At 65.6% G+C, this 24,320-nt stretch carries 22 protein-coding genes; 10 read left to right on the top strand and 12 right to left on the bottom strand.

What is annotated here, in order from left to right:
• Positions 1–20: 20 nt before the first annotated feature.
• The 3 genes from IVA81_RS25770 to IVA81_RS25760 form a co-directional block, all read right to left on the bottom strand.
• Entirely contained in the window at positions 21–1,820 is a 1,800-nt protein-coding gene (locus IVA81_RS25770) for an ABC transporter ATP-binding protein (protein ID WP_247323123.1), read from the bottom strand.
• Positions 1,821–2,168: 348 nt separating this feature from the next.
• Positions 2,169–3,752 (bottom strand): DHA2 family efflux MFS transporter permease subunit, encoded by a 1,584-nt coding sequence (locus tag IVA81_RS25765; protein WP_247323122.1) that lies wholly within the window; start codon positions 3,750–3,752, stop codon positions 2,169–2,171.
• Positions 3,753–3,782: 30 nt separating this feature from the next.
• Entirely contained in the window at positions 3,783–5,084 is a 1,302-nt protein-coding gene (locus IVA81_RS25760) for an HlyD family secretion protein (RefSeq protein ID WP_247323115.1), read from the bottom strand.
• A 195-nt stretch (positions 5,085–5,279) separates the two neighbouring features.
• Between IVA81_RS25760 and IVA81_RS25755 the strand changes: the two genes are divergently transcribed.
• Positions 5,280–5,915, top strand: a complete 636-nt coding sequence (locus IVA81_RS25755) for a TetR/AcrR family transcriptional regulator (RefSeq protein ID WP_247323113.1) — start codon at positions 5,280–5,282, stop codon at positions 5,913–5,915.
• A gap of 54 nt (positions 5,916–5,969) precedes the next feature.
• Positions 5,970–6,311: a DUF6665 family protein gene (locus IVA81_RS25750; RefSeq protein ID WP_247323110.1), complete on the top strand. Its 342-nt coding sequence runs from the start codon at positions 5,970–5,972 to the stop codon at positions 6,309–6,311.
• 81 nt (positions 6,312–6,392) lie between these two features.
• Here the strand turns inward: IVA81_RS25750 and IVA81_RS25745 are convergent, their stop codons facing one another.
• Positions 6,393–7,607: an extensin family protein gene (locus IVA81_RS25745; protein ID WP_247323107.1), complete on the bottom strand. Its 1,215-nt coding sequence runs from the start codon at positions 7,605–7,607 to the stop codon at positions 6,393–6,395.
• A 350-nt stretch (positions 7,608–7,957) separates the two neighbouring features.
• Entirely contained in the window at positions 7,958–8,854 is an 897-nt protein-coding gene (locus IVA81_RS25740; protein WP_247323106.1) for a DUF2147 domain-containing protein, read from the bottom strand.
• A 195-nt stretch (positions 8,855–9,049) separates the two neighbouring features.
• On the opposite strand from IVA81_RS25740, the gene IVA81_RS25735 reads away from it, so the two are divergent.
• Positions 9,050–9,829, top strand: a complete 780-nt coding sequence (locus IVA81_RS25735) for a DUF2147 domain-containing protein (protein WP_247323102.1) — start codon at positions 9,050–9,052, stop codon at positions 9,827–9,829.
• Positions 9,830–10,123: 294 nt separating this feature from the next.
• Positions 10,124–11,587 carry a FecR domain-containing protein gene (locus tag IVA81_RS25730; protein WP_247323218.1) on the top strand — a complete coding sequence of 488 codons (1,464 nt, stop codon included), beginning with the start codon at positions 10,124–10,126 and terminating at the stop codon, positions 11,585–11,587.
• A 378-nt stretch (positions 11,588–11,965) separates the two neighbouring features.
• Here IVA81_RS25730 and IVA81_RS25725 read toward each other — a convergent pair whose 3' ends face one another.
• Both IVA81_RS25725 and asd read right to left on the bottom strand, forming a co-directional pair.
• Complete coding sequence (locus tag IVA81_RS25725; RefSeq protein WP_247323099.1) at positions 11,966–12,535, bottom strand: NUDIX hydrolase; 570 nt, start codon at positions 12,533–12,535, stop codon at positions 11,966–11,968.
• A 66-nt stretch (positions 12,536–12,601) separates the two neighbouring features.
• Complete coding sequence (asd, locus tag IVA81_RS25720; RefSeq protein WP_247323098.1) at positions 12,602–13,465, bottom strand: archaetidylserine decarboxylase; 864 nt, start codon at positions 13,463–13,465, stop codon at positions 12,602–12,604.
• Between the two features lie 35 nt (positions 13,466–13,500).
• On the opposite strand from asd, the gene IVA81_RS25715 reads away from it, so the two are divergent.
• Positions 13,501–15,165, top strand: a complete 1,665-nt coding sequence (locus IVA81_RS25715; RefSeq protein ID WP_247323084.1) for an aminotransferase class III-fold pyridoxal phosphate-dependent enzyme — start codon at positions 13,501–13,503, stop codon at positions 15,163–15,165.
• A gap of 143 nt (positions 15,166–15,308) precedes the next feature.
• Here IVA81_RS25715 and IVA81_RS25710 read toward each other — a convergent pair whose 3' ends face one another.
• The 3 genes from IVA81_RS25710 to IVA81_RS25700 all read right to left on the bottom strand — a co-directional run bounded on the left by IVA81_RS25710 (position 15,309) and on the right by IVA81_RS25700 (position 17,872).
• Positions 15,309–15,968 (bottom strand): hypothetical protein, encoded by a 660-nt coding sequence (locus IVA81_RS25710; protein ID WP_247323083.1) that lies wholly within the window; start codon positions 15,966–15,968, stop codon positions 15,309–15,311.
• Between the two features lie 126 nt (positions 15,969–16,094).
• Positions 16,095–16,784: a methyltransferase domain-containing protein gene (locus IVA81_RS25705; protein WP_247323082.1), complete on the bottom strand. Its 690-nt coding sequence runs from the start codon at positions 16,782–16,784 to the stop codon at positions 16,095–16,097.
• Positions 16,785–16,819: 35 nt separating this feature from the next.
• The gene (locus IVA81_RS25700; RefSeq protein WP_247323081.1) at positions 16,820–17,872 is read right to left on the bottom strand and encodes a glycosyltransferase family 1 protein; all 1,053 of its coding nucleotides are present in this window, start codon (positions 17,870–17,872) and stop codon (positions 16,820–16,822) included.
• A 274-nt stretch (positions 17,873–18,146) separates the two neighbouring features.
• Between IVA81_RS25700 and IVA81_RS25695 the strand changes: the two genes are divergently transcribed.
• On the top strand, positions 18,147–18,863 hold the full coding sequence (locus IVA81_RS25695) for a L,D-transpeptidase (RefSeq protein WP_247323080.1): 717 nt from the start codon (positions 18,147–18,149) through the stop codon (positions 18,861–18,863).
• Between the two features lie 108 nt (positions 18,864–18,971).
• Positions 18,972–19,382, top strand: a complete 411-nt coding sequence (locus tag IVA81_RS25690) for a c-type cytochrome (RefSeq protein WP_247323079.1) — start codon at positions 18,972–18,974, stop codon at positions 19,380–19,382.
• Positions 19,383–19,418: 36 nt separating this feature from the next.
• Here IVA81_RS25690 and IVA81_RS25685 read toward each other — a convergent pair whose 3' ends face one another.
• Positions 19,419–19,694 (bottom strand): hypothetical protein, encoded by a 276-nt coding sequence (locus IVA81_RS25685; protein WP_247323078.1) that lies wholly within the window; start codon positions 19,692–19,694, stop codon positions 19,419–19,421.
• Positions 19,691–20,485, bottom strand: coding sequence for a DUF899 domain-containing protein (locus tag IVA81_RS25680; RefSeq protein WP_247323077.1), 795 nt, complete (start codon positions 20,483–20,485; stop codon positions 19,691–19,693). Before IVA81_RS25680 ends, IVA81_RS25685 begins: the two co-directional genes overlap by 4 nt.
• Positions 20,486–20,629: 144 nt before the next feature.
• On the opposite strand from IVA81_RS25680, the gene IVA81_RS25675 reads away from it, so the two are divergent.
• From IVA81_RS25675 to IVA81_RS25665, 3 genes are all read left to right on the top strand, one after another.
• Positions 20,630–21,850 (top strand): helix-turn-helix domain-containing protein, encoded by a 1,221-nt coding sequence (locus IVA81_RS25675; RefSeq protein WP_247323217.1) that lies wholly within the window; start codon positions 20,630–20,632, stop codon positions 21,848–21,850.
• 28 nt (positions 21,851–21,878) lie between these two features.
• Positions 21,879–22,517, top strand: a complete 639-nt coding sequence (locus tag IVA81_RS25670) for a PQQ-binding-like beta-propeller repeat protein (protein ID WP_247323076.1) — start codon at positions 21,879–21,881, stop codon at positions 22,515–22,517.
• Positions 22,518–22,655: 138 nt separating this feature from the next.
• Positions 22,656–24,218 carry a DUF4403 family protein gene (locus tag IVA81_RS25665; RefSeq protein ID WP_247323067.1) on the top strand — a complete coding sequence of 521 codons (1,563 nt, stop codon included), beginning with the start codon at positions 22,656–22,658 and terminating at the stop codon, positions 24,216–24,218.
• Positions 24,219–24,320 lie beyond the last annotated feature (102 nt).

Below are 24,320 nucleotides of genomic sequence, written 5' to 3'. Positions count from 1 at the left end.
CGCCCCGCCGCCCGTGCCTCTCATTCCGCTGCTGCGATGTGTCCGAGCTCCACCACCTGACGCTCGAACAGGCCGCGATAGATGCCGCCCGGCTTGCCCGCGAGCGTGGCATGGGTGCCTTGCTCAACGATCTCGCCGCGGTCGAACACCAGGATCCGATCGAGGCTGCGCACCGTCGACAGCCGGTGCGCGATCACGATCGAGGTACGTCCCTTCATCAACCGCTCCATCGCCTGCTGGATCAGCGCCTCCGATTCCGAATCGAGGCTCGATGTCGCCTCGTCCAGGATCAGCACCGGCGCGTCCGCCAGGAATGCGCGCGCCAGCGCCACGCGCTGCCGCTCGCCGCCCGACAATTTGACGCCGCGCTCGCCGACCAGCGTGCCGTAACCCTTCGGCAGGCGCAGGATGAAGTCGTGCGCGTTCGCCAGCCGCGCCGCCTGCTCGATTGCCGCCAGGCTGGCGCCGGGCCGGCCATAGGCGATGTTCTCGGCGAGCGAGCGATGAAACAGGATCGGGTCCTGTTGCACGATCGCGATCTGGCTGCGCAGTGATTGCTGCGTGGCGTGCGCGATGTCCTGCCCGTCGATCAGCACGCGGCCGCCGCTGACGTCGTAGAGCCGCTGCACCAGCTTGACGAAGGTGGTCTTGCCGGACCCCGAGCGTCCGACGAGGCCCACACGTTCGCCGGCCCGGACCGTCACCGACAGCCCGTCATAGAGCGGCGTGCGATGGCCGCCATAGTGGAACGTGACGTCGTCGAACAGGATCTCGCCACCCTCGATCGCGATCCGCCGCGCATCGGAAGCATCCGCAATCCCGATCGGCTCGTCATGGATCGCCACCAATTCGTCCATGTCGTTGACCGAGCGCTGGAGGTTGTTGATGTGCATGCCGACGTCGCGCAAATAAGCGTGGATGACGTAATAGCTCGTCAGCACATAGGTGACGTCGCCGGGCGAGGCGTGACCTGACATCCACAGCAGCACCGAGCCGCCGATCACGGAGGCGCGCAGGCACAGCAGCAGGGAAAGCTGCGACATCGCCGTGTAATTGTAGCGATACCAGGTCCGCCGCACGCGCACGCGCCAGCGATTGACGACGCGCGCGAGCCGCGCATCCTCGCGCCCTTCCGCGCCAAACGACTTCACCACGGCGTTGCAGGTCAGCGCGTCCGCCAGCGTGCCGCCGACCTTGGTGTCCCATGCATTGGAGAGGCGTGCGGCCGGCGCGATGTAGCGCGTCGAGAACACGACCGTGATGGTGACGTAGAAGATCGCCCCGATCGCGATCACGAGGCCAAGCGAGGCCCAGTGCACGCCGATCAGGATCATCGAGCCGACCAGCACCAGCAGCGAGGGCGCCAGCGCCATCAGGATGGTGTCGTTGAGCAGGTCGAGCGCCCACATGCCGCGGGTGATCTTGCGCACCGTGGAGCCGGCAAAGGAGTTCGCGTGCCAGTCTGTCGAGAAGCGCTGCACGCGCGTGAACGCGTCCTGCGCGACGTCGGACATGATCTTCAGCGTGAACGGCACGATCGCCTGCAGGCCGATGAGCCGCAACACCATCGAGACCGCGCCGAGCGCCACGATGGCGCCGAATGCCACCAGCGCCGCGTGGCGTGCCTCGGGATCGGACGGGCCGCGCGTCAGCGCATCGACCAGATGTCCGGAGAAAACCGGCATGAACAGGTCTGCGATGGTCGCGCCCAGCAGGCCGCCGGCCACGATGAGGCCGCGCCCCGGCTGCTTCAGCCAGTGCCGGAACACGAAGGGCAGCACCACGCGAATTGCGGCGGGTTTCTTGGACAGAGCGGTCATGACATCATCCGGCCGCACGCGCGGGCCGGCTCCATCGATGGACGCAGGCCGGCCACGATGGCCGAAACGGCGTCACTCAAAACTGACTTTGACTTGGGAAGCGGGGCGATCGGGATGCCTGGTCGAAACCTTGGCCCAATCGAAGCTGGCGGAAGAGGCCTCTAACAGGCCGCGTACATACCGAGCCAGGACATCATCGAAGACATCATCGAGCGCGGGCGTACGATCTGCGAATGCGACGAAACCATGCAAATCCCTCCCGGTTCGATTGAATGAGGTGCGCTTTATAGATGTGTCGCCCGCGCTTTGCAACGGGGCTCGCGCGAGATCACGGATGAGTGTTGCAAATTAGTGCGCGTCGCCGCCGCCCGTCATCGCGGCCGGTTTGTTCAGCAGCGTCACCAGCAGGCTGAGGCCGAGGTAGAACAGCGTCAGGATGAAGAAGGCGTCGCCGAAGCTCATCACCACGGCCTGGCGATGCACGAGCTGGGAGAGCTGCTTCATCGCCATCAGGGTGGAATCGCCGAGCCCCTGGAACTTCTGCATGAACATGGTCAGGGTTTCGGTCGCTGTCGCGTTGCCCCAGGTCACGCGCTCCTGCAGGCGGGTGATGTGCAAATCGGTGCGGTCGTTGAGCACGGTGTTGATGACGGCGAGGCCGACCGCGCCGCCGAGGTTGCGCATCAGGTTGAACAGGCCCGAGGCGTTCTTCACCCTGTCAGGCGCCAGCGTGCCGAGCGCGATATTGTTGGTCGGCACCATCGCGAACATCATGCCGACGCCGCGGAGGATCTGCGGCACCAGCAGCTCGTAGAAATCGTAATCGCGGGTGATCCAGGTCATCTGGTAGGAGCCGATCGCGAACACGACGAGGCCGAACGCGATCATGTAGCGCATGTCGAGCTTCACCATGAGGCGGCCGACCAGCGGCGCGACCAGGAACATGGTGATGCCGGAGACGAACATGGTCTCGCCAATCATCAGCGCGCTGTAGCCGCGCACTTCGGCGAGATAGCGCGGATAGATGTAGGTCAGGCCATAGAGGCCGATGCCGATGCAGAATTGCAGCACGCAGCCCACAGCGAAATTGCGGTTGGAGAAGGTGCGTAAGTTCACGATCGGCTCGGCCGCCGTGAAGACGCGCCAGAAGAAGGCGATCGCCGAGATGACGCAGATCCAGGCGCAGATCGCGACCGAGGTGTCCTGCATCCATTCATATTGCGGGCCCTCTTCCAGCACGTATTCCAGCGTGCCGAGGAAGCCGGCCATGAACAAGAGACCCCACCAGTCGAAGCGGTCGAGCAATTCGAAATGCGGCTCGTCGAAATCGACCAGCGCCAGCACGCCCAAGGTGATGCCGATGCCGGGGACGACGTTGATGAAGAACAGCCAGTTCCACGACATCAGGTCGGTGATGTAGCCGCCGACCGTCGGGCCGATCGTGGGAGCGAGGGTCGCGACAAGCCCGATGATGGGGCCGACGATGTGGAATTTCGATCGCGGGAAGACGGTATAGGCCGAGGCGAACACCGTCGGGATCATGCCGGCGCCGAGGAATCCCTGCAGCGCGCGCCAGAGGATCATCTCCTCGATGGTCGTGGCAAAGCCGCAGAGCAGGCTCGAGGCGGTGAAGCCGGCCGCAGAGATCGCGAACAGCAGCCGCGTGCCGAAGGCGCGCGACAGGAATCCCGACAGCGGAATGGCGATGACCTCGGCGATCAGATAGGCGGTCTGGACCCAGGAGACTTCGCTGGAGCTCGCCGACAGCCCGGCCTGGATTTCACTGAGGGACGCCGAGACGATCTGGATGTCCAGGATCGACATGAACATCCCGAACACCATGATGATGAACGCGAACAGCCGCTTCGGCGCGATGCGCTCCGAAGCGGGATCCGCCATCATGGCAGGTGAAGCAGTCGTGGCGTTGGCCATGGTCCGACCTCGCAGCGCTAGGGTCGCTATTTACTGCGGGTGGATCGCGGTGGGATCGTCGAGGTCGACCTCGCTGTCGGCGTCGGCCGCGCCCTTGTTGGTGTCGACGGTCGCATAGACCGACATGCCGGCACGAAGCAGGTTCTGCTTCGCCACCGACTTCGGCACGCGGATGCGGACCGGCACGCGCTGCACGATCTTGGTGAAGTTACCGGTGGCGTTGTCGGGCGGCAGCAGCGTGAACACCGAGCCCGCGCCCGCCGCGATGCTGTCGACCACGCCGGAGAACTTGCGCATGCCGTAGGCATCGACCTTGATCGTCACCGGCTGGCCGGGACGGATACGCTTGAGCTGGGTTTCCTTGAAATTGGCGTCGATATAGACGTCGTCGAGCGGCACGACGTTGCCGAGCCGCTGGCCGACCGCGACGAAGTCGCCGGTATTGACCAGGCGATTGGAGAACGTGCCGTTGACCGGTGCACGCACCGCGGTGAAGGCGAGGTCGCGCTCGGCCTTGGCCAGCGTGGTCTTGAGCTCGGCGAGCTGGGCCTGCGCTTCGGCCTGCTGTGCCTTGGCGACGTCGACATTGCTGACGGCGACGTCGTAGGCGGCCTGCGCGGCCTTGACCGCGGCAGCGCCCTGGTCGCGTCCGGCTTCCGAGCTCTCGAACACGGCGCGCGAGGCAAAGCCCTTGTTGCTCAGCGCCTGCTGGCGCTCGTAATCGAGATCAGCACGCTTGAGGCCCGCCTCGGCCGAGACGAGCTGCGCCTTTGCCTGCGCGACCTGACTGTCGAGCGCGGCGACCTGACGGCCGATGCGATCGATGGTGGCCTGCTGGGTCGCGATTTTGGTCGCGGCGGCATCGACCGCGATCTTGTAATCACCGTCATCGATGCGGAGGACGATGTCGCCGGCTTTCACCGGCGTGTTGTCGCCGGCGAGGATCGAGGAGATGTGGCCCGCAACGCGCGCTCCCAGCATGGTGTTGTTGGCGCGGACATAGGCGTCATCGGTGGAGATGTAGAAGCGGCCGACCAGCGTGTAATAGCCGGCATAGCTCGCGGCGGCGAGCGCGAGCACCAGACCGACGCCCATCAGGACGAACTTGCGCTTGCCGGATTTGGGAGCGCCGGCGGCGGGTGCGTCTGACGCAGGTGCGGCCGGCTTGTCGGTCACGGGCTTCTCCGGCGCCTCACCGGTGCGGCGTTTGGCTTCATCGGCCACATGCGCGCGCGGAGGTGCAGAGCTCTCGCTCGCAGCATCACCGCCCGCGTGCTCCTCCACCGCTTCTGGGCGAAGGACGCGCGCAGCCTGGTCTCTCGATACGGCCATAAAGGCCTCCCCAAAAAAAGGCGATCAAGGTGACGGCAGGCGTGCGGCCTGTTCCCCACTCTCTGATCAAAATACCATTGACCGAACGGTTCGGTCAATATACATAAATCCTGGCCGCACCCTACTGACGAGAATCCTTTATTCGGATTGCAGGGCCGCAGATTCGACGCGAAAACCTTCCGAGACCCTGAACCAATGGTTGTAGCTGCCAGCGAACATCTGCACGTCATCCAAGAGGAGGACAGCTCCAAACGCCGCCAGATCCTCGACGGGGCTCGCAAGGTGTTCATGGATCTCGGTTTTGACGGCGCCAGCATGGGCGAGATCGCGCGCGCGGCGCAGGTCTCCAAGGGCACGCTCTACGTCTACTTCGCCGACAAGGGCGCGCTGTTCGAAGCCATCCTCGAGCAGGAGGCGCTCCAGCACGGCCAGGTCGTGTTCAATTTCGATCCCGCGCGCGATGCCGAGATCACGCTGAAGGAGTTCGGCCGGGCCTACATCCACCTGCTCTGCCGGCCGGGCGGCGGCTCGGCGATCCGCACCGTGATGGCGATCGCCGAGCGCATGCCTGATGTCGGCCGCCGCTATTATGCGCGGGTGCTGGACAAGAGCATCAACCGCCTCTCCGACTATCTCAAAACTCGTGTCGCCTGCGGCGATCTCAAGATCGACGATTGCGACCTTGCGGCGTCGCAGTTCATGGAACTGTGCAAGGCTTCACTCTTCCTGCCTTTCGTCTTCCAGGCCGCCCCCGCACCGTCGGAGGAGCGCATGACCGAAGTGGTCGACAGCGCGACGCGGATGTTCCTGGCGGCGTATAAGGCGAAGTGACGGCAAGCAGTGCGCGCGTTGCGCCGGCCGGTCCGGCGGCACTATATTGCGATCATGTCTCGTGATCTTCGCCCGCCGGTCGATATCCTCCATTATGAGATCGTCCAGGAACAGGCCTCGGCGCTTGGACGGATGGGCCGCACCCTCGAACAGAGGCTGGCGCGTTTGCGCGAGTTTGATGCTGCCCACGCGCCCGAGAAGGTGCCGGCATCACAGCAGCCGGCCAGGCGCAAGCTGGTGATGGAAGCCGGCCAGGCACTCTGGATGTTCGTGGTGCAGCGTGAGGCGACCGGCTTGCGTGACAGCCGCCACATCATGCGCACCTACAACGTCCCGGGCGAGGTGCAGCTTTGCATGGGGCTGGGCCCCGCACCGTCGAAGCCTGCGAGATCGTAGCCTCGCATGAGCGCAGCGACATGCGGGAGACTTCCCCGATGTCGCTGCGCTCATCCGGGCTACAAGGGAAGCGCACGCGCCCTAATCGTCGGCGTACTCGTCTTCCTCGTGCTTGCGCGTCGCGCTCTTGCGCGCACCGAGCGAGCCGGTCACGGAGGGATCGCGCGCGTTGGCATAGGGGCTGCGCGATTGCGCACGCGCGGCGACCTCGTCGCCGGAGGCGGCGGCCGGCTGGCAGATCAGGCGGCGGCTGGCGCGGCGCATCAGATCGACGTGGATGTGATCGTAGTGATAGACGTTGGAGCCCGGCGCGAGCACCGTGGTGAAATGCGCGCAGGCACCCGCCTGCACGTCGCGCAGGAACCCCTGCTCTTCCGGCATGCCGCGCCAGCCGTCCTTCACGGTGACACGGCGGCCATCGGCAAGCACGAAGGCCGAGATGTCGAGCGCATTGCCGAAGGCGTGCTCGGAAATGTGGGCGCGCGAGTTACCGTTCATGCCGCGGCAGGAATAGGCGGAGATCTGCTTGATCTCGGCGACGCGGACGCCGAACCAGCGCATGGCCGAGGGCTGCACGGTGTCGGCGAGCCAGCGGTCGAGCTCGGACACGATCGGACAAGCCAGCGTCGCCGTCGGCTTGATCGCAACGGGACCGACCGCGGTGACGGGATTGCCCTGCGCCGGGCCAAGACGCGGCAGCGGCTGCTGTACGGGTGCCTGCGAGTAAGGCGCGGGATTTGCCGGCCGTGCCGGATAGCTCGGCGCATTCATGTAGCGGGAGGCCCCCGCAGCATCGGCGCCCTCGGGCGGCAGATCGATCTCGTCTTCCTCCGGCGCGACGCCGGGCGCGTTCAGCGACATCGGCCCGGACGAGGTGCCGTAGCCGGACGGCTGACGCACCGCGCTTTCGGGATAGTTCGAGCGCGACGGATAGGAGGATGACGGATTGTTCTGGCTCTGCGGATAGTTCGAACGCGGCTGCGTCACCGGCCAGCGCGGCTGGTTGCCGATGCTGCCGGGCGGGCGCAGTTGCTCGTCGGCAAAACCGTAAGTGCCGGAAGCTTCGCCGATGGCGGCGACCTTGAGTGGGAATTCGGCGCCGCACTGACCAGGGCCCGAAATGGGGTCGATCCGGACGAGATCCGGCCCCTCCTTCACCGTGCCCGATTTCAGGCAAGCGGCTTCCGCCTCGGCCCGCCACGGTTCGCGTTCGGCCTGGAAGAAGCCGCGTCCGCAACCCGCTAGCGAAACAAGGACGATGGAGCCGACGAGATACAAACGAACTCCGCGCGTCATGAACGCACGTTCGGTGAATTTACTTAAAGACTCTTCAACACGTTGATTTCATGATTCTTTAACCATGCCGGCCTGCGCGCGCCGAAACCTCGGCCGGCCTGAGCGACAGCAAGGCTGACTTTTTCGGAAAGACACTTTCTGTTAACCATAAGGTCGCGCGCCAAGCAGCGCGCATTGAGGGAGGGACCTCATGACGTTCGCCGGGAGACTGAGCGTTGTCACCGCGTACCTCGCCATGGCCTTCGTCGGCGCCATCGTGCTCGGCATGATCTAGACTCATCAAGCGCGTCGAAGACCTCTCTTCCCTTCTCCTCTTGCAGGAGCGGGAGAAACATTGCGCCATCGACGAGCTACGACCGTGCGCCCCACTGCGGCGATGCCGTGATCAGTTTCTCGCGCGGCTCCTCGACCCGCCTCCAGTCGTTGCCCGAGCACCAGAAGCGGCCGATCGCGCAGGCCTCGACATGAAGCGTGCCGGAGCTCTTCAGCGACATCGTTCCGTAATAGGTGCTACCGCTGGAACGACTGTAGATGCTGCCGGTCCAGACGTCGTGCGTCTTCGGCTTCAGGTTGACGAGCACGCTCTCACCCCGGTTCGACGCCTCCGTGAGTGCGAAACCGCACAGTGCAGGTCCACAGCGTTCGATCCGAACAGTGCCCTTGGCACCCAGGCTTTCCCATTCGCCGAGCGGCGAATAGGCCGGCTCGTCGTCGCCGCGCTGTGCGACCGGTGCCGCCGGCTTGATCTCGGTCCTCGGCGCAACGACCGGCGGCTCCATACGCGGCGGATCGAGCGTAACAGTTTTCGGCGGATCGACGCGCGGCAACTCAATCGGTGGCGGATTGGGGCTCAGCGCCTCGGATCTTGCTGCCTCTGATCTCGGCACGGGCGGCGGCACAACCGGCTGCGATGTTGTCGCGGCAAGGACGGGGGCTCGAGCTGGCGGCGATGCCGCGACAAATGTCGCCTGTGGCGGCCGGACGGGAGCAGCTGGATAGACCGACTGCGGCGCCTGCGCGACCGGCGCGCGCGCAGGCGGCGGAGCTGGCCTGGTGTCGACATCCTCCGTCGGCCGAAGGCTGCGATTGGAGGAAATTGAAACGCAGGACGCGGATCGGCAATTCTTTGGCGACTCGACGCGGAAGCGGTGGCCGCCGATCGAGAAGGAATAGGAACCGGCCTCGGCCGCGGGCACGACCGCCATCAATGCGATCAATGTACCAAGCGAAGTCACAAGCCGGGTCATCGGCGCCTCCTGTCGTGTCGCGGCAAGGTTACGCGGAATAAACCGCGGCTGAATGTGCGCTGCCTCACCCAGGCGCCGCCGTCCCTTGTGACGTCTATCACAGAGAGGCTGAGCGGCTGGGCGTAGGGTCGAACCACGCTTCATCCACCAGCGACTTTCGGTCCATATCGGGACCACGCAATTTCGGAGGTTGTCATGAACAAGCTCACCATCGCCGCCACCGCGCTCTTCCTCGCGTCGACCGCCGCCGCACATGCGGGCGGCAATTCGATCTCGTTCCAGATCGAGGGCCAGCACATCCGCATCGAGACGCCGCGCAACTGTGCCTCGCTCAACTGCGTGACCATCGTCGCGCCGGGCCTGTCGGACAAGCCGATCAAGCTGAACAACATCAACCTCAAGGGCCTCGGCGGCTCCAAGGACGATGATGTCGACACCACGCCGGCTCCGGCCACGACGGCGCAGCCCGCGCCGGCTCCGGTGCAGCCGCCCGTGCAACAGGCGCCGGTTCAGGCGACCGCACCGGCAGCTCCCGCCGCGCCCGTGACGACCGCAACCGCCGCGCCATCCGTCGGCTTCGACAACACGACGCAGCCCGCACCGGCGGCGGCGCCCGCTCCTGCGGCTGCACCCGCGCCGGTCGCGGTTGCTCCCGCGCCAGCTCCGGTGGCCGCCGCGCCCGTGGCCGCGCCGAACTCGCCGGTCGGCGTCTGGGCCACCGAAGAGAACAAGGGCAATGTCCGCGTCGAACAGTGCGGCGCCAATCTCTGCGGCTATGCCGAGAAGACCAACGCGCGCATCCTGATCAACATGAAGCCCGAGGGCTCGAAGTGGAGCGGCCGCATCCACGATCCCGACTCCGGCCGCAATTACGACTCCACGATCGCCATGAAGGGCCCGAATGCGATGCGCGTGCAGGGCTGCGCCTTCGGCGGCATGTTCTGCGGCGGCCAGACTTGGAAGCGGGTGAGCTGACGCTGGAGGCGCCGTCTCCGACGATCGTCATCCCGGGCAGAAGCGCGAAGCGCGTCTTCGCGCTAGATGTCCCGGGCATCCACGTTCTTGGTGCCGCAAAACAAGGCGTGGATGGCCGGGACAAGCCCGGCCATGACGGCGTGGAGATATTCGAGCCCTACTCGCTAGACTCGCCTAGCCGTTTGCACACTCACCCCCTCCCTTGCCACACATGTTCATCCGCCATTCAGCCTGATCCGGCTGATATCGCCCGATCTCGCCTCGCGTTCTCACCGGGACATCCTCGTGACTTCATTGGTGGCTTGGCGCCGCTTCGTCCTCGCGTTTGCTCTGGCCTTGCCGCTGGCTGGCAGCAGCGTGGCGTCCGCATCCGATGCCATCGAGCTTGCGCAGGCGCAGCCACAAGCGCAGCCGACACCGGATCCGTCGCCGACTCCATCGGCTTCCCCCACCCCCGCGCCGGACGCACAATCCACCGCCGTCGAGCCGATCGGCAACGTCGCGACCGTCACGGGGATCGCGACCGTGATCCGCGACAAGAATTCCTATCCGCTGCGCGTGCGCGACGACATCTATCTCAACGACGTCGTGCAGACCTCGTCGAACTCCTCGCTCGGCATCACCTTCAACGACGCGACCACGTTCAATCTCTCGGCCAGCGCCAGGATCACCATCGACAATTACGTTTACGAGGACGGCGGCAAGCAGAATTCGGGGATTTTCGACGTCGGCAAGGGCACGGTCGCCTTCGTCGCTGCGGCGGTGGCGAAGACCGGCAACATGAAGATCACGACGCCGACGGCGACGCTCGGCATCCGCGGCACCACCGGCGTCATCGACGTGCCTGAAGGCGCGGCAGCGAACAGCGCGCGCAACGTCAACATCAAGCTCTATCCTGATGCCGACGGCCGCGTCGGTCACATCGACGTCGACGACCGCACCAGCGGCACGCGGCTCGGCGCGCTGACGCAAGGATCAAGCGGCTTTGCGATCCGGCCTGGCGCAGCCACTGCCGGAATCATGCGCTTCGCCGCGGTACCGATCACGATCGCGCCGCAGCAGATCGCGCGCGACCGCGGCTTCGTCGGCCAGGTGCATCTGGCGCAAACCACGGGCCGCCAGATTGTCACCGAGCAGCGCGACTTCCGCCGCGCCAATCCAGGTGCGCTCAGCCGCATTCCGCGGCCGGCCCAGCCGCCGCAGCAGCAACAATTGCGACCGAACGCGGCGCCGGGACAGCAACCGCAGCGGCCGAACGGCCAGCCCGGCCTGAACAACCGTCCGGGTCAGCAGCAACCGGGCACACCGGGCCGCCAGGGAACGCAGCCCGGCGCCCAGCCGCAGCGGCAGGGCCAGCAAGGACAACAAGGCGGCACTGTGCAGCCGGGCAACCCGCGCGCGGGTCAGAGCCAACAGCCGCGAGGCCAACAGGAGCGAGGCGAGAGGCAGCCGGGCCAGCAGCAAGGCGCCGGGCGTCCAGCGCGCCCCGGACAAAGCCCCCTGCCGAACGGCACGCCGCAAACCCAGCCGCGACGTGGCGGGCAAATTCAGCCTGGCGAAGGCACGCCGCAGCCGGGCGTGATGCCGCAGCCCGGCCCGCAGCCGCAGCTGCCACGCACCGGCATGCAGCCGGGCCAGCCGCCCGCGGTTCAGCAGCCAGGCCTACAGCGCCGCTTCCAGCAGCGCCTCCCTGCCGCGCAGCGCCCTGCCGCGCCACGCAAGCCGCCGCCCGCTCCGAGGGACAAGGAGCGGCGATGACCCTCGACGCGGCGGTCGCTTCCGCACGATGATGCCAAAGGAACGCCCCTCTCTTCTCCGTCGTTGCGAGCGCAACGAAGCAATCCAGTATCGTAGGGTGGGCAAAGCGCAGCGTGCCCACGGCTTGGATACTTGTTAGAAGACGTGGGCACGGCGCGAGCGCGCCTTTGCCCACCCTACAAGTTTTCGACGCGCGGAGGGATAGGCCTCACCCCGCTGCTTGCTCCGTCATTGCGAGCGCAGCGAAGCAATCCAGAGTCTCTCCGCGGAAAGATTCTGGATTGCTTCGCTGCGCTCGCAATGACGAGTTGGAAGGAACTGGCGTTACCGCCAAAGCACTGACTTGCGGATGCTGTCCTTGACCAGCACGCGGCGCGCTCACGCCTCGCCGCGCAGCCAGGCCTTCACCTTCTGCAACAGACCGTGCCGCAGCTCGTCGACCGAGGCGGCTTCGGCCGGTGTCAACGTCCGCAAGGCTGCATCGAGATCGTCAGTGGCTCGCATTGGCGTCGCCTCCGGCTCCGACGCAGGCGACAGTCCCGCAGCCGCGAGCGCGATCGGGCCGGTCTGGATCAGGAACACGCGTTCATACTCGCGCGACAGCCGCCCGATCGCATCGTCCAGCGTCAACCAGTCGACCGCCTTGATGTCGTTCATCAGCTTGCGGACAGGACCGCCCTCGGCCTCCATGCGCCAGAAATGCACAACCTTTGAGCGCCCGCCGGATTGATAAACGAGCGTGCCGAGGAATTCATGCACGGCGACGTCGTGGCCGGTCTCCTCCAGCACCTCGCGATGCGCAGCTTCCTTCGGCGTCTCGCCGTCGTCGAGCTTGCCCTTAGGAAGAACCCATTCGTTGCGCTTGCGCTGGCGGACGACCGCGATCAGCGGCGTCGAACCACGCCGCAACACAATACCACCCGCCGCCATCACCGGCGCCCGCGCCATCACCAAATCCGTCGTCTAGAATCGCCCCCACGGACGATATAGGCCGCGGGCGCGGCGGATTGAAGGCTACTTTCTTTTCAACAGAGCTTGACCTGCGCGAATGCGCGTGCCCTCGGCGATGCCGTCGCAGAATGTGAAGTCGCCGGGCGCGAGGATGATGATGGTCGAGCCGTGCTCGAACCAGCCGAGCTCCTCGCCCTTGGTCACGTTGACGTCGCAGGAGAAGTTGACCGGGCCGCGCGTCTGCGCGTTCAGCACCATATCGAGGAAATGCAGGCGGATGCTCGCGACCAGGATTGCCGCGACCGGTACCAGCGTCACGGCTTCGCCGGTCGCTAGACGCGTGCGGATCACGGCACGCTCGTTCTTGCAGAACAGACGTTCGACCCGCTTCAGCGCGATCGGATTGACGTTCCAGACGTCGCCATGGATCAGCGTCACGCGCTCGATATGCGCGTCAAAGGGCGCATGGAAGCGGTGATACATGCTGGAGGTCAGCCGCAGCGTGACGAAGGAGCCATTGCGGTGCTGGTCGACCAGCGCGGAATCGCCGAGCAGGTCCAGCAGCGAATAGGGCGCGCCCTTGACCTGAAACAACTCGGTGTCGGCGATCTTCCCGTGAGCGCCGACGATGCCGTCCGAGGGGCTGGCGATGACGGAGGGATCCGGATCGAACGGCCGCAGGCCCGGCTTCAGCTCCCGGGTGAAGCAGTCGTGCAGGCTGTTGAAATGGCTTTTGCGCGCCTCCGACAAATCGAGGTCGGAGAACAGCTTCCACAGCGCGATTGAGAAGTCCCGCACCAAGGGGTTCTCGATCTTGGAGAACCAGCCCATGAAGCGGGTCAGCGCGGCTCGGGGGATGCGGTTGGTCAACAGGAAGTTGAGGTCTTCCTGCTGGGTGAAAGAGGCGATGAGGGCTTTGACTGTCATGAATCTGTCAGCTCACAGAGTTAGCGCTTGTTGTCATGGAAACGACACTCCCGATTCTCTCGATGTCCGTGGCCGCCGCAGCGTCCGCTGCCGCCGTCCTCCCGAAGCTGAAAGCGCGGATCGAACTCTCCCGCGCCAAGCATCGCTCGCTCGCCGGGCACTCCAAGATGTCGCGCCGGGTGGCAAAGCTGCTCCCGTTCTACGAGTTCAGCGGTGACCAGTATTTCGGTTGCGACGGCGCGCCCGACAACGTGGTGAAGCAGCGCAAGGAAGCCTTCTTCCGCCTTGCAGCCCTCTACGCCGATCGCTACCCCAAGGGCCGCGCGATGACGAAGGAAGCGGCGGAGACGATCTCCGACCTGCACTTCACCGAGAGCTACCGCGTGCCATTCCAGTTCTCGCGTCTCGTGCGCGAGCATCTGGGCACCTCGACCTTCATGGAATCCTCGAGCGGCGTCACCGTCACGGATGTCGACGGCAATACCTCGTACGATCTCACGGGATCCTACGGCGTCAACATCTTCGGCAACGATTTCTACAAGGAGTGCATCGAGGGCTCGGAGAAGCGCGCACACGCGCTCGGCCCGGTGCTCGGCCCCTACCATCCGGTCATCCTCGAGAACGTGAGCCGGCTCTGCCAGATCTCGGGCCTCGATGAAGTCTCGTTCCACATGTCCGGCACCGAAGCCGTGATGCAGGCCGTGCGGCTGGCGCGCTACCACACCAAACGTACGCATCTGGTTCGTTTCGCCGGCGCCTATCACGGCTGGTGGGGCGACGTGCAGCCCGGCGTCGGCAACCCCATCGCCGCGCACGAAACCTACACCCTCGCCGAGATGTCCGAGAAGACGCTGCACGTGCTGCGTACGCGCAAGGACATCGCCTGCGTGCTGGTCAACCCGCTCCAGGGTCTGCATCCGAACGGCAACGCGCCCGGCGATTCCTCGCTGGTCGATTCCTCCCGCGGCGGCAACTTTGATCGCGCGGCGTACACCGAGTGGCTCAAGAGGCTGCGCGAAGTCTGCACCGAGCGCGGCATCGTGCTGATCTTCGACGAGGTCTTCGTCGGTTTCCGTCTCGCCGCCGGCGGCGCCCAGGAATATTTCGGCGTCAAGGCCGACATGGTGACCTACGGCAAGAGCCTCGCCGGCGGCCTGCCGGTCGGCGTGGTCTGCGGCAGACGCGAATTGATGCGCCGCTTCCGCGACGATCGTCCCGCCGATATCTGCTTCGCCCGCGGCACCTTCAACTCGCACCCCTACGTCATGACGGCGATGGACGAGTTCTTGAGCCGGCTCGCCAGCCCGAATTTTCGCGCGGTCTATGAGGGTCTTGAGGAGACCTGGAATGGCCGCGTCCAAAAGCTCAACCAGATGATGACCGACGCCGAGCTGCCGGTGCGGTTCGCCAATTTCTCGTCGATCTGGACGGTGAAATACACCACCCCGTCCCGCTACAACTGGATGCTGCAATATTACCTGCGCGCAGAGGGTCTCGCGCTGAGCTGGGTCGGCACCGGCCGGCTGATCTTCAGCCTCAACTACACCGACGCCGATTTCACCGAGGTCGCCGAACGTTTCGTCCGCGCCGCCGAGAAGATGAAGGCCGACGGCTTCTGGTGGCACGACGGCGTGCTCACCAACAAGAACATCAAGCGGCAGATTTTGAAAGAGATGCTGGCCAAGCGTTTCGGGCGCTGAGGCCGATTCCTCCAACTCCGTCATGGCCGGGCTTGTCCCGACCATCCACGCGTCACCACACGATGGCTCCAAGACGTGGATGCCCGGGACAAGCCCGGGCATGACGTAAATCATGGACATTCGCAGACTGGGCGACGGCCGGATCAGGCGTGCTGCTCTTCGAGCGTGGGCTCGCCGATGAGGCCCAGCGTATGCTCCGGATTGAGGTGCAGGCCGGGATCCATCAGTTCGCCGCGCATCAGGGCGAGCGGAGCGCTGCGATAGAGCATCAGGTCGTGGAACGGGTCGGTCAGGATCTTGGTCATCCAGACGAGGCCGGTCTCGACGTCGCGGATGAAGAACAGGTGCACGGTGCGGAACAGAAGACCGCCGCCGCCGACCACAAGCCAGATCTTGGCAACCTGCCGCATGAAGTCGGTCGCGGTCGCCCAGGGGGTGAACAGGCCGAACAGCGTCGGATCGGCGAACAGCACCAGCGGCGATGCCGCCCAGATCGACATCAACACCACCTTGCGCTGAAGGTTGTAGCCGACCTTGATCTCTTCCTTGTGCTCGTGCGTCGCTTGGTTGATGTGGTCGTAGTCATGCGGCTCGAAGAAGAAGTGCCCGGCCTGGCGCGAGGTCATCGAGACCAGCCAGCCGACCAGCGCGGAGACGACAGGATCGATGAACAGCCAGACATAGGCGAAGAGGAAGCTCAGCGCGCTGACGAAGTGCAGGCTCTGATTAATGCGGCTGTGGTGATAGTAGCGATGGTCGTCCCAGCGCTGGATCCGCAGCTGCTCGAGATAATTCTTGATCATGCTCTCCCCCAAAATGCTTTCGGGTACGGTATTTAAAGGGATTCGATGTAGGCCGTGTGACATCATCATTTTGTCATGTGACGATGTGCAGCGGCGCGATGACGCACGCGACGCGTGAGCTTCAGGTCACGCCGCTTTGGCGACGTCGACCTTGCGGAAGCGCACCAGCGAGAAATGACCGAGCGGCGGGATCAGGCGGCGCTCGGCGAGCTCGATGCCATGGGCACCGGCCAGCCACTTGGCATAACGCGACCAGGCGAACTCGGCGGTGCGGAAGCCGAGCGGACGCACCACCGGCTGCAGCTTCTGCTCGATGAAGCGGCGCACGCCGGCATCCGCGCTGACGCGGGTGAGGATGATCAGCTCGCCGCCCGGGCGCAGCACGCGGGCGAATTCGTCGAGCGCCTTTTCGGGGTTCGGCACCGCGGTGACGACATATTGCGCCATCACGACGTCGAAGGAATTGTCGGAGAATTCGAGCTTCTCGGCGTCCATCACCGCGAGGCCCTCGACGTTCTTCAGCCCGCCCTCCGCAACGCGCTGGCGCGCCTTGTCCAGCATAGCTTCCGAAATGTCGGTGCCGAAGATACGGAGGTTCGGGGCATAGAGCGGCAGCGAGATGCCGGTGCCGACGCCGACCTCGAGCACGCGGCCGCCGATCTTGTTGGTGGCCGCGATCGCGGCCTGCCGGCCCTTGGCGAACACGCCGCCAAACACGAGGTCGTAGACCGGCGCCCAGCGGTCATAGGCCTGCTCGACCGCGCCACGGGTGAGGTCGAGCTGCTGAGTGCCGTCAAGGTTCATGATCTTAGCCATCGGTGAGGTTCTCGCTGTGGTTCAAAACGTAAAGGTCAACCGCGCACCGGCCGCCGCGCCATGCGAGGCGAGGCGCGCAAGGCACGGCTGGGCTGAAGTGAGGTCAGGTTGCCGACGAACTGGCGCGCGCTGTTCTCCCAAGAGCGCTCCAGCGCGAAGTTGCGGCAGGTCTCGCGCGACATGATGAGCGCGCGCAGGCACGCGGTGCGCAGATCATGGTCGATCGCGCCGATCGGATGATCGGCGATGACGTCCTTCGGACCCGTGACCGGAAACGCCGCAACCGGCGTGCCGCAGGCCAGCGCCTCGAGCTGCACCACGCCGAACGTATCGGTCAGGCTCGGAAACACGAACACGTCGGCCGCCGCGAGATGCGCGGTGAGGTCCGCGCCCTTCTTCTCGCCGAGGAAGACGACGCCGGGATATTTCCTTTCGAGCGCCGCCTTCTGCGGGCCGTCACCGACGACGACCTTGGTGCCGGGCAAATCGAGCGAGAGGAATGCTTCGAGATTCTTCTCCACCGCAACGCGGCCCATGGTCATGAAGATCGGACCCGGCAGATCGAGCCTGACTGGGGCGTCGGGATGGAACAGCTCGGTGTTGACGCCGCGGGTCCAGAAGCCGAGCCGCTTAAAGCCGCGCTCGGACAGCTCCTGCCGCAGCGAAGGCGTTGCCACCATGGTCATGGCGGCGGCATCGTGGAAGTGGCGCAGCACGGCATAGCCGACCGCCGCCGGGATGCCGGTCCGCACCGACACATATTCCGGAAAGCGGGTGGTGTAGGAGGTGGTGAAGGCAAGCCGGTTGCGCCGGCAATAGGCGCGTGTGGCCCAGCCGATCGGCCCTTCGGTTGCGATGTGCAGGGCTTCCGGCGCGGCCTTCTCGATCCGCCGCGCGATCTCTTTGCTGCTCGGCAGCGCGAAGCGCAGGCCCGGATAGGTCGGCAGCGGCCAGGACGGAAAGCCATCCGGCGTCAGGAAGTCGATCTCGACATCGAGGGCCTTGGCCGCATTCGCCAGCGAGGTCAGCGTCCGCACCACACCATTGACCTGCGGATGCCAGGCGTCAGTCGCGATTAATACCCGCATGGGAAAATCCCGAGAGTTTGATGATTCTCAGGCATCGACCATCAACGAAGGATATTTCAGGCGTGTGACGTCATAGAAGTGTCGGCGGGCCGTTTTGTTCGTTAACGAGCCGGCACGGCCACGAAACTGTCATGAAACAATCCTTGCCGCGACGAAACCGTTTTCGGTTTTCCGCGCAAATGTCCCGAAACGTTTCGCCCTTAGTGATTGACGCAACGGAGCACCGAAATGGTGCCGCGGTGATCAACGACACCGAGCAAACAGGGGCGATCAAATGTTCAATCTGGATACCTTCAAGACGTTTTCGCGCGCCGTTGCTTTTGGCGCAGTCGCAGTTTCCGCAATTGCTTTCGCAGGAACGGCGAAGGCCGCGCCCGTGCAGCTCTTTCCCTTCTTCCAGCCGCTGCCGCCGCTCGCCGCGCCGCAGCCGTTCCAGCCCTACCAGCCCTACCAGGCGCCGACCTATCAGACCGAACCGTCCGAGGATCAGGACGCGGTCGAGACGCCGGCGCGCTTCCGCCGCCAGACTGTCGCCTACGCGACGCGCGAGGCCCCGGGCACCATCATCATCGATACGCCCAACACCTACCTCTATTACGTGCTCGGCAATGGCCAGGCGTTGCGCTACGGCATCGGCGTCGGCCGCGACGGCTTCACCTGGTCCGGCGTCCAGTCCGTGACCCGGAAGGCCGAGTGGCCGGCCTGGACTCCTCCGCCGGAGATGATCGCCCGCCAGCCCTATCTGCCGCGTCACATGGCCGGCGGCCCCGGCAATCCCCTCGGTGCCCGCGCCATGTATCTCGGCGGCACCATTTACCGCATCCACGGCACCAATGCGCCCGACACCATCGGCAAGCGCGTGTCCTCCGGCTGCATCCGCCTGACCAATGACGACGTGTCCGACCTCTATTCCCGCGTCAACGTCGGCACCAAGGTGATCGTGCTGCCGATGACGGAGCGCCGTGCGGATCTCGGATCTGCCACGCGCTAACGCGACAGGACATTCTGACGCGAACGGCCCCGGAACCCACCGGGGCCGTATTCGTTTGCCCTCGACATCCCCACGCGCTTGTGCGGCGCGGCCCCGATGGAGGCGCAAATGCAACCACGCCTGCAACCCTCGCCATATCAGTGGCTGCACGCGGTCGCCGGCGCCGGAGCACTGACGTTGCTCCTGTCCGCGCCTTCCTCGATACCCGCCGGTGACGACTCGGGCCATCAGGCCTTCAACAATTCCTGCCGCACCTGCCACTCCGTGAAGGAAGGCGACAACCGCCTCGGTCCCAACCTCAACAAGATCGTCGGACGCAAGGCCGGCTCGCTGCCGAACTACAACTACTCGCCGTCGATGAAAGACGCCGGCTTCGTCTGGGACCAGGACAAGCTCACCCGCTTCATGGTCAAGCCGGACGAGGTCGTGTCCGGCAACAAGATGCAGCCCTATGGCGGCGTCTCGGCGGAGGAAGCGGGCAAGGTGGTGGCTTACTTACAGTCAGCCGGTGGAAAGTAGCGCGCCGGCGCGCCGCGCCATTCTGCTTTACTGCATTCACCGACCGACCGCGCGCCGCCGCTCCGCGATCCACCTCAGCCACGCCGCCGAATGAAACGCGCTCATCAAGAGATACATCGGCACCATCCCGCCGAGCACGGATCCATGCCCGGCGGCGCAGAGCATGTCCGCCGGGCCGCCGATCATGGCCGTCAGCACGGCCATGATCGCGAAGGTCGGCATGGCGGCCAGCCCGAGCCATCTGGCGAGGTGGCGCGCGGCCACGACGCCATTGCCGCTGGCGTCAGAAGTCGCGCTGACCGGAGCGGTCATTTCCGTTCTCCCGCAGCCTCCTCGCGAAAAGCCTTCTCGCCGGCGTCGGAGATCTCGACCCACTTCTTGTCGGGCGCCGCGCCTTCCGTGTAGCTGTCATGCCAGTTCCACCATTTGTAGGTCGGCGTCTGCGGATAGCCCGTCGGCGAATCCTCCCAGACCTCCTGCCGGCCGAGCGGCGTGATGTCGAGGTAGTTCCAGGTGCCGCCCATCTGCTCGTCGCCGCGGCTCTTGACGAAATAGGTGCGGAAGATGCGCGTCCCGTCGCGGTAGAACACGTTCGTGCCGTGCCATTCGTCGACGCCGAAATCGGCATCGAAACTGTCGGTGACGGTGACCCACGGCATGGTCCAGTCCATCCGTTGCTTCAGCCGCGCAATGTCGGCCTGCGGCGCGCGCGATGCGAACACGAGCGTGGTGTCGCGGGCGTTCAAATGCGCGACATGGGCTACCTGGTCGGCCACCATGGAGCAGCCCCGGCAGGCGTGATCGGGCCAGCCGAACACACCGGGCTCGAAGAAGGCGCGGTAGACGATCAGCTGCCGCCGGCCCTGGAACAGGTCAGGCAGACTGAGCTTGCCGTCGGGCCCCTCGAACGCATAGGTTTTGGTCACTTCCATCCAGGGCATGCGCCGGCGCTCGGCCGCCAGGGCGTCGCGGGCACGGGTATGCGCCTTTTCCTTCACGAGCAGTTGCTGACGGGCTGCCTCCCAGTCCTGCGGCGACACCACCGGCGGTGTCTGCATGGCGGTCTGTCCGTTCGTCCCTGCTTTGTCTGCTGACGTCATCATGGTTCTCCAAACTTCCTGTCCGGGCGGCCATTCCGCGTCTTGCAGGCGCGGAACCGTTCGCCCCTCGCCGCATGGTGTCGGCCGTCAACGATTTCTGGCACCAAGCGGTTGCGCGGTGGGAGTAACAAGTGTGGCGGGATTGGCATGGAGTCGCTGATCACGGCCGCAGCGCGCGCGCTCGCAGCGGGCGACCCGCTCGGCGCGCTGAACCGTGTTGCGCTGCGCAACGATGCGCCGTCGCTGGCGCTGCGCGGCATCGCGATGGCACAGCTCGGCGATCTCGCCAAGGCCAAGTCGCTGCTGCGCAGCGCCGCGCGCGCTTTCGGTCCGCGCGAGGCGGTAGCGCGCGCCAGATGCGTGGTCGCCGAAGCCGAGATCGCGCTCGTGTCGCGCGACCTGAACTGGCCGGAAAAAACACTCGCCGCGGCGCGTGCGACCCTCGAAAGGCATGGCGATCTTGCCAATGCAACGCACGCGGGCCACATCGAGGCACGTCGTCTTCTTCTCCTCGGGCGCCCGGACGAGGCCGGGCGTACCTTGGCCGATCTCGGCCCCCTCCCGCTCCCGCCCGCATCGCAAGTCGTCCGCGAGCTCGTCATCGCCGGCATCGCGATCAGGCAACTCAGGACGAAAGACGCGCGCGCGGCACTCGGCCGCGCGGCTCGCGCAGCCCGGCTGGCCGGCATCGCTGCGCTCACGGCCGAGGTCGAAAGCACGAGCCTCGTGCTCGATATCCCGGCAGCGCGGCTGATCACGCGCGGCGAGGAGCGGCCGCTGCTGCTCGAACAGATCGAGGATCTCGCCACATCGGCGGCGCTTGTCGTGGACACGTTCCATCATTCTATTCGCAGGCAAGGCACCATCGTGCCGCTCGGCACGCGGCCCGTGCTGTTCGCGCTCGCGCGCATCCTGGCGCAGGCCTGGCCTGCGGATGTCTCGCGCGAGGCGCTGATCACGGGAGCGTTTCAGGCCAGGTATCTCGATGAATCGCATCGCGCGCGGTTGCGGGTCGAGATCGGGCGGCTCCGCGCGAAGCTCAGGCCAATCGCCGATGTGACGGCGACGAAGCAGGGTTTTGCGCTGACACCGCGCAAGACGCGACAGGTTCTCGTGCTGGCACGGCCCGTCGAGGAAAAGCACGCCACCATCCTCGCCCTGCTCTCCGATGGCGAGCCCTGGTCGAGCTCGGCGCTCGCGCTGGCGCTGGGAACGAGTGCGCGCACGGTGCAGCGATCCCTCGACGAGCTGGCGCGGACGAACAAGGTGCAGTCCTTCGGACATGGGCGGGCGCGGCGCTGGATGACGCCGCCGATCCCGGGTTTCCCGACAACCTTGTTACTCCCCGGACCGCTGCTGAAGACGTAGGATGGATGACATCACAGGGATCAAGCACATGAAACGTTCAGCCGCCGAGATCGTCAGGGAGTATGGGCCTTTTGCAGGCGTCGAAGCCGTGCATGGCGTCACCTATGACGGCAGCCATGTCTGGTTCGCATCCGGCGACAAGCTCAATGCGGTCGATCCTGATAGCGGCAAGGTCGCGCGCTCCATCGATGTCGCCGCGCATGCGGGCACCGCGTTCGATGGCCGGCACCTGTTCCAGATCGCCGAGGATCGCATCCAGAAAATCGACGCAGCCTCGGGCAAGGTGCTCACCACCATTCCGGCGCCGGGCGGCGGTGGCGATTCCGGCCTTGCCTGGGCCGAGGGCTCGCTGTGGGTCGGGCAATATCGCGAGCGCAAGATCCACCAGGTCGATCCGGAAACGGGTAAGGTTCTCCGCACCATCGAGAGCAAGCGCTTCGTGACCGGGGTGACCTGGGTCGACGGCGAGCTCTGGCATGGCACTTGGGAGAACGAAGAGAGCGACATCAGGCGGATCGACCCTCAAACGGGCAAGGTGCTCGAGCAGCTCGACCTGCCCGCCGGGACGGGCGTATCGGGACTGGAGTCCGATGGTGGCGACCGCTTCTTCTGCGGTGGCGGTGCCAACGGCAATGTGAGGGCGGTCCGCCGTCCCCGGCGCGGTTAGGGCCGCGACGATGGTCTGAATGCACGGCGGCGATGCGGTCGCTGCCGTTAACCCATTCGCCCCAATTCCACCATCGGTGCGCTCTAGCGCCCTCCTCGCCTGCCCTGTAAAATCCCCGCCGGGCGGCCTGGGGGACTGATGCGGCTAACGTGGAACTTGAAGACCATCCTGATCGGCGTCGCGGTGCTCGCGGCGTCGTTCTTCATCAGCTTGAAGGCGATGGACTTCCTGTCGCCGCGCGCGACGAATTCGGCGCCGCCGGTCGCACAATTGCCGCCGCTGCCGCCGGTTGCCAAGAGCTCGATCGTGATCGCGCCGGTCGCCATCGCGATATCGGCGATCCGCGAGCAGGCCGAGAAGGCCGCGCCGCGCAATTTCGCAGGGAAGGCCGACAACCCGATCTCGCAGATCCTGGAGAATGCCGATATCGGCTGGACCGCCGTGCGCGGGCCGATGGCAGCTAACGGCGACAAGGATGTGCTGACGATCTCGACGCCGCTCAGCGGCAAGCTGAACGTGACGGGCTCGCTGTCCTCGAAAGCCACAGGTGCGCTCGGCGACGCGCTCGGCAGCGTGCTGGGGGGTGACGCCGCGAAACGGATCGGCGCAGTCAACATCAAGAATTTGAACGCCAGCGCAGAGATCAAGGGCAACGTGGTCGTCACCTCGCGCCCGAAGCTCGCGGCCAACTGGCATCTCGAGCCTAATCTCGGTGCCCAGGTCAATCTCGGCGATACCAACCTCAACGTAGCCGGTGCCAAGGTCAACGTACCCGCGCAGGTGAAGCCGCTGATCGACAAGAATGTCGGCGAGCAGATCAATGCCGTCTCCGAACGCATCCGCAACGATCCGAGCCTGCGCGAGAACGCGAAGCTGCAATGGGCCAAGGCGTGCCGCTCGATCCCGCTGCAGGGCTCGGGCTCTTCGGCCGGGCTTCCGCCGCTCTGGCTGGAGATGAAGCCGATCCGCGCCATCGCCGCGCAGCCGCGCGTCGATGCGCAGGCCGTGACGCTGCTGATGGGCCTGGAAGCGGAGACGCGCGTCACCTCGACGCCGACCAAGCCGGACTGTCCGTTCCCCGACAAGATCTCGATCGTGCCGCCGACCGGCACCGGCGTGAACATCGGCGTTCCCATCGACGTGCCCTTCACCGAGATCAACAAGCTGATCACGGCGCAGATGGTCGGTCGCACCTATCCCGAGGACGGCTCCGGTCCGGTCGACGTCACCGTCAAGAGCGTCAACGTGATCCCGTCCGGCGAGCGCCTGCTGATCTCGCTCCTGGTGCGCGCCAAGGAAAAGAAGAGCTGGCTCGGTCTCGGCGCCGAGGCCACCGTGCATATCTGGGGCCGGCCGGTGCTCGACCAGGCGCAACAGACCCTGCGGCTCACCGACATCCAGCTCGCGGTGGAATCGGAAGCCGCCTTCGGCCTGTTGGGCGCGGCGGCGCGCGCGGTGGTGCCGCAGATGCAGCAGGCGCTGGTGCAGAAGGCGACGCTCGACCTGAAGCCGATCGCCGCCAACGCGCGCGAGAAGATCGCCGCCGCGATCGCCGACTACCAGAAGACGGAGGACGGCCTCAAGGTCGAGGCCAAGATCGACAGCCTGACCCTCGCCGACATCGCCTTCGATTCCAAGACGCTGCGCGTGGTCGCGGAAGCCGGCGGCACGCTGAATGTGTCGGTGACGAAGCTGCCGTAGATGTAGCGCGGGTCCGCCCGCGTCTTCATCGCTTGCGCCGCTGGCATTCTGATCGGAGGGTGCTAAGCTGTTCCTCGCACCCTCGAACGAGGTGCTGACAGC

It is taken from the genome of Bradyrhizobium sp. 141 (assembly GCF_023074055.1).
Classification (GTDB): domain Bacteria; phylum Pseudomonadota; class Alphaproteobacteria; order Rhizobiales; family Xanthobacteraceae; genus Bradyrhizobium.
This window is presented reverse-complemented; position numbering and strand designations above follow the sequence as displayed.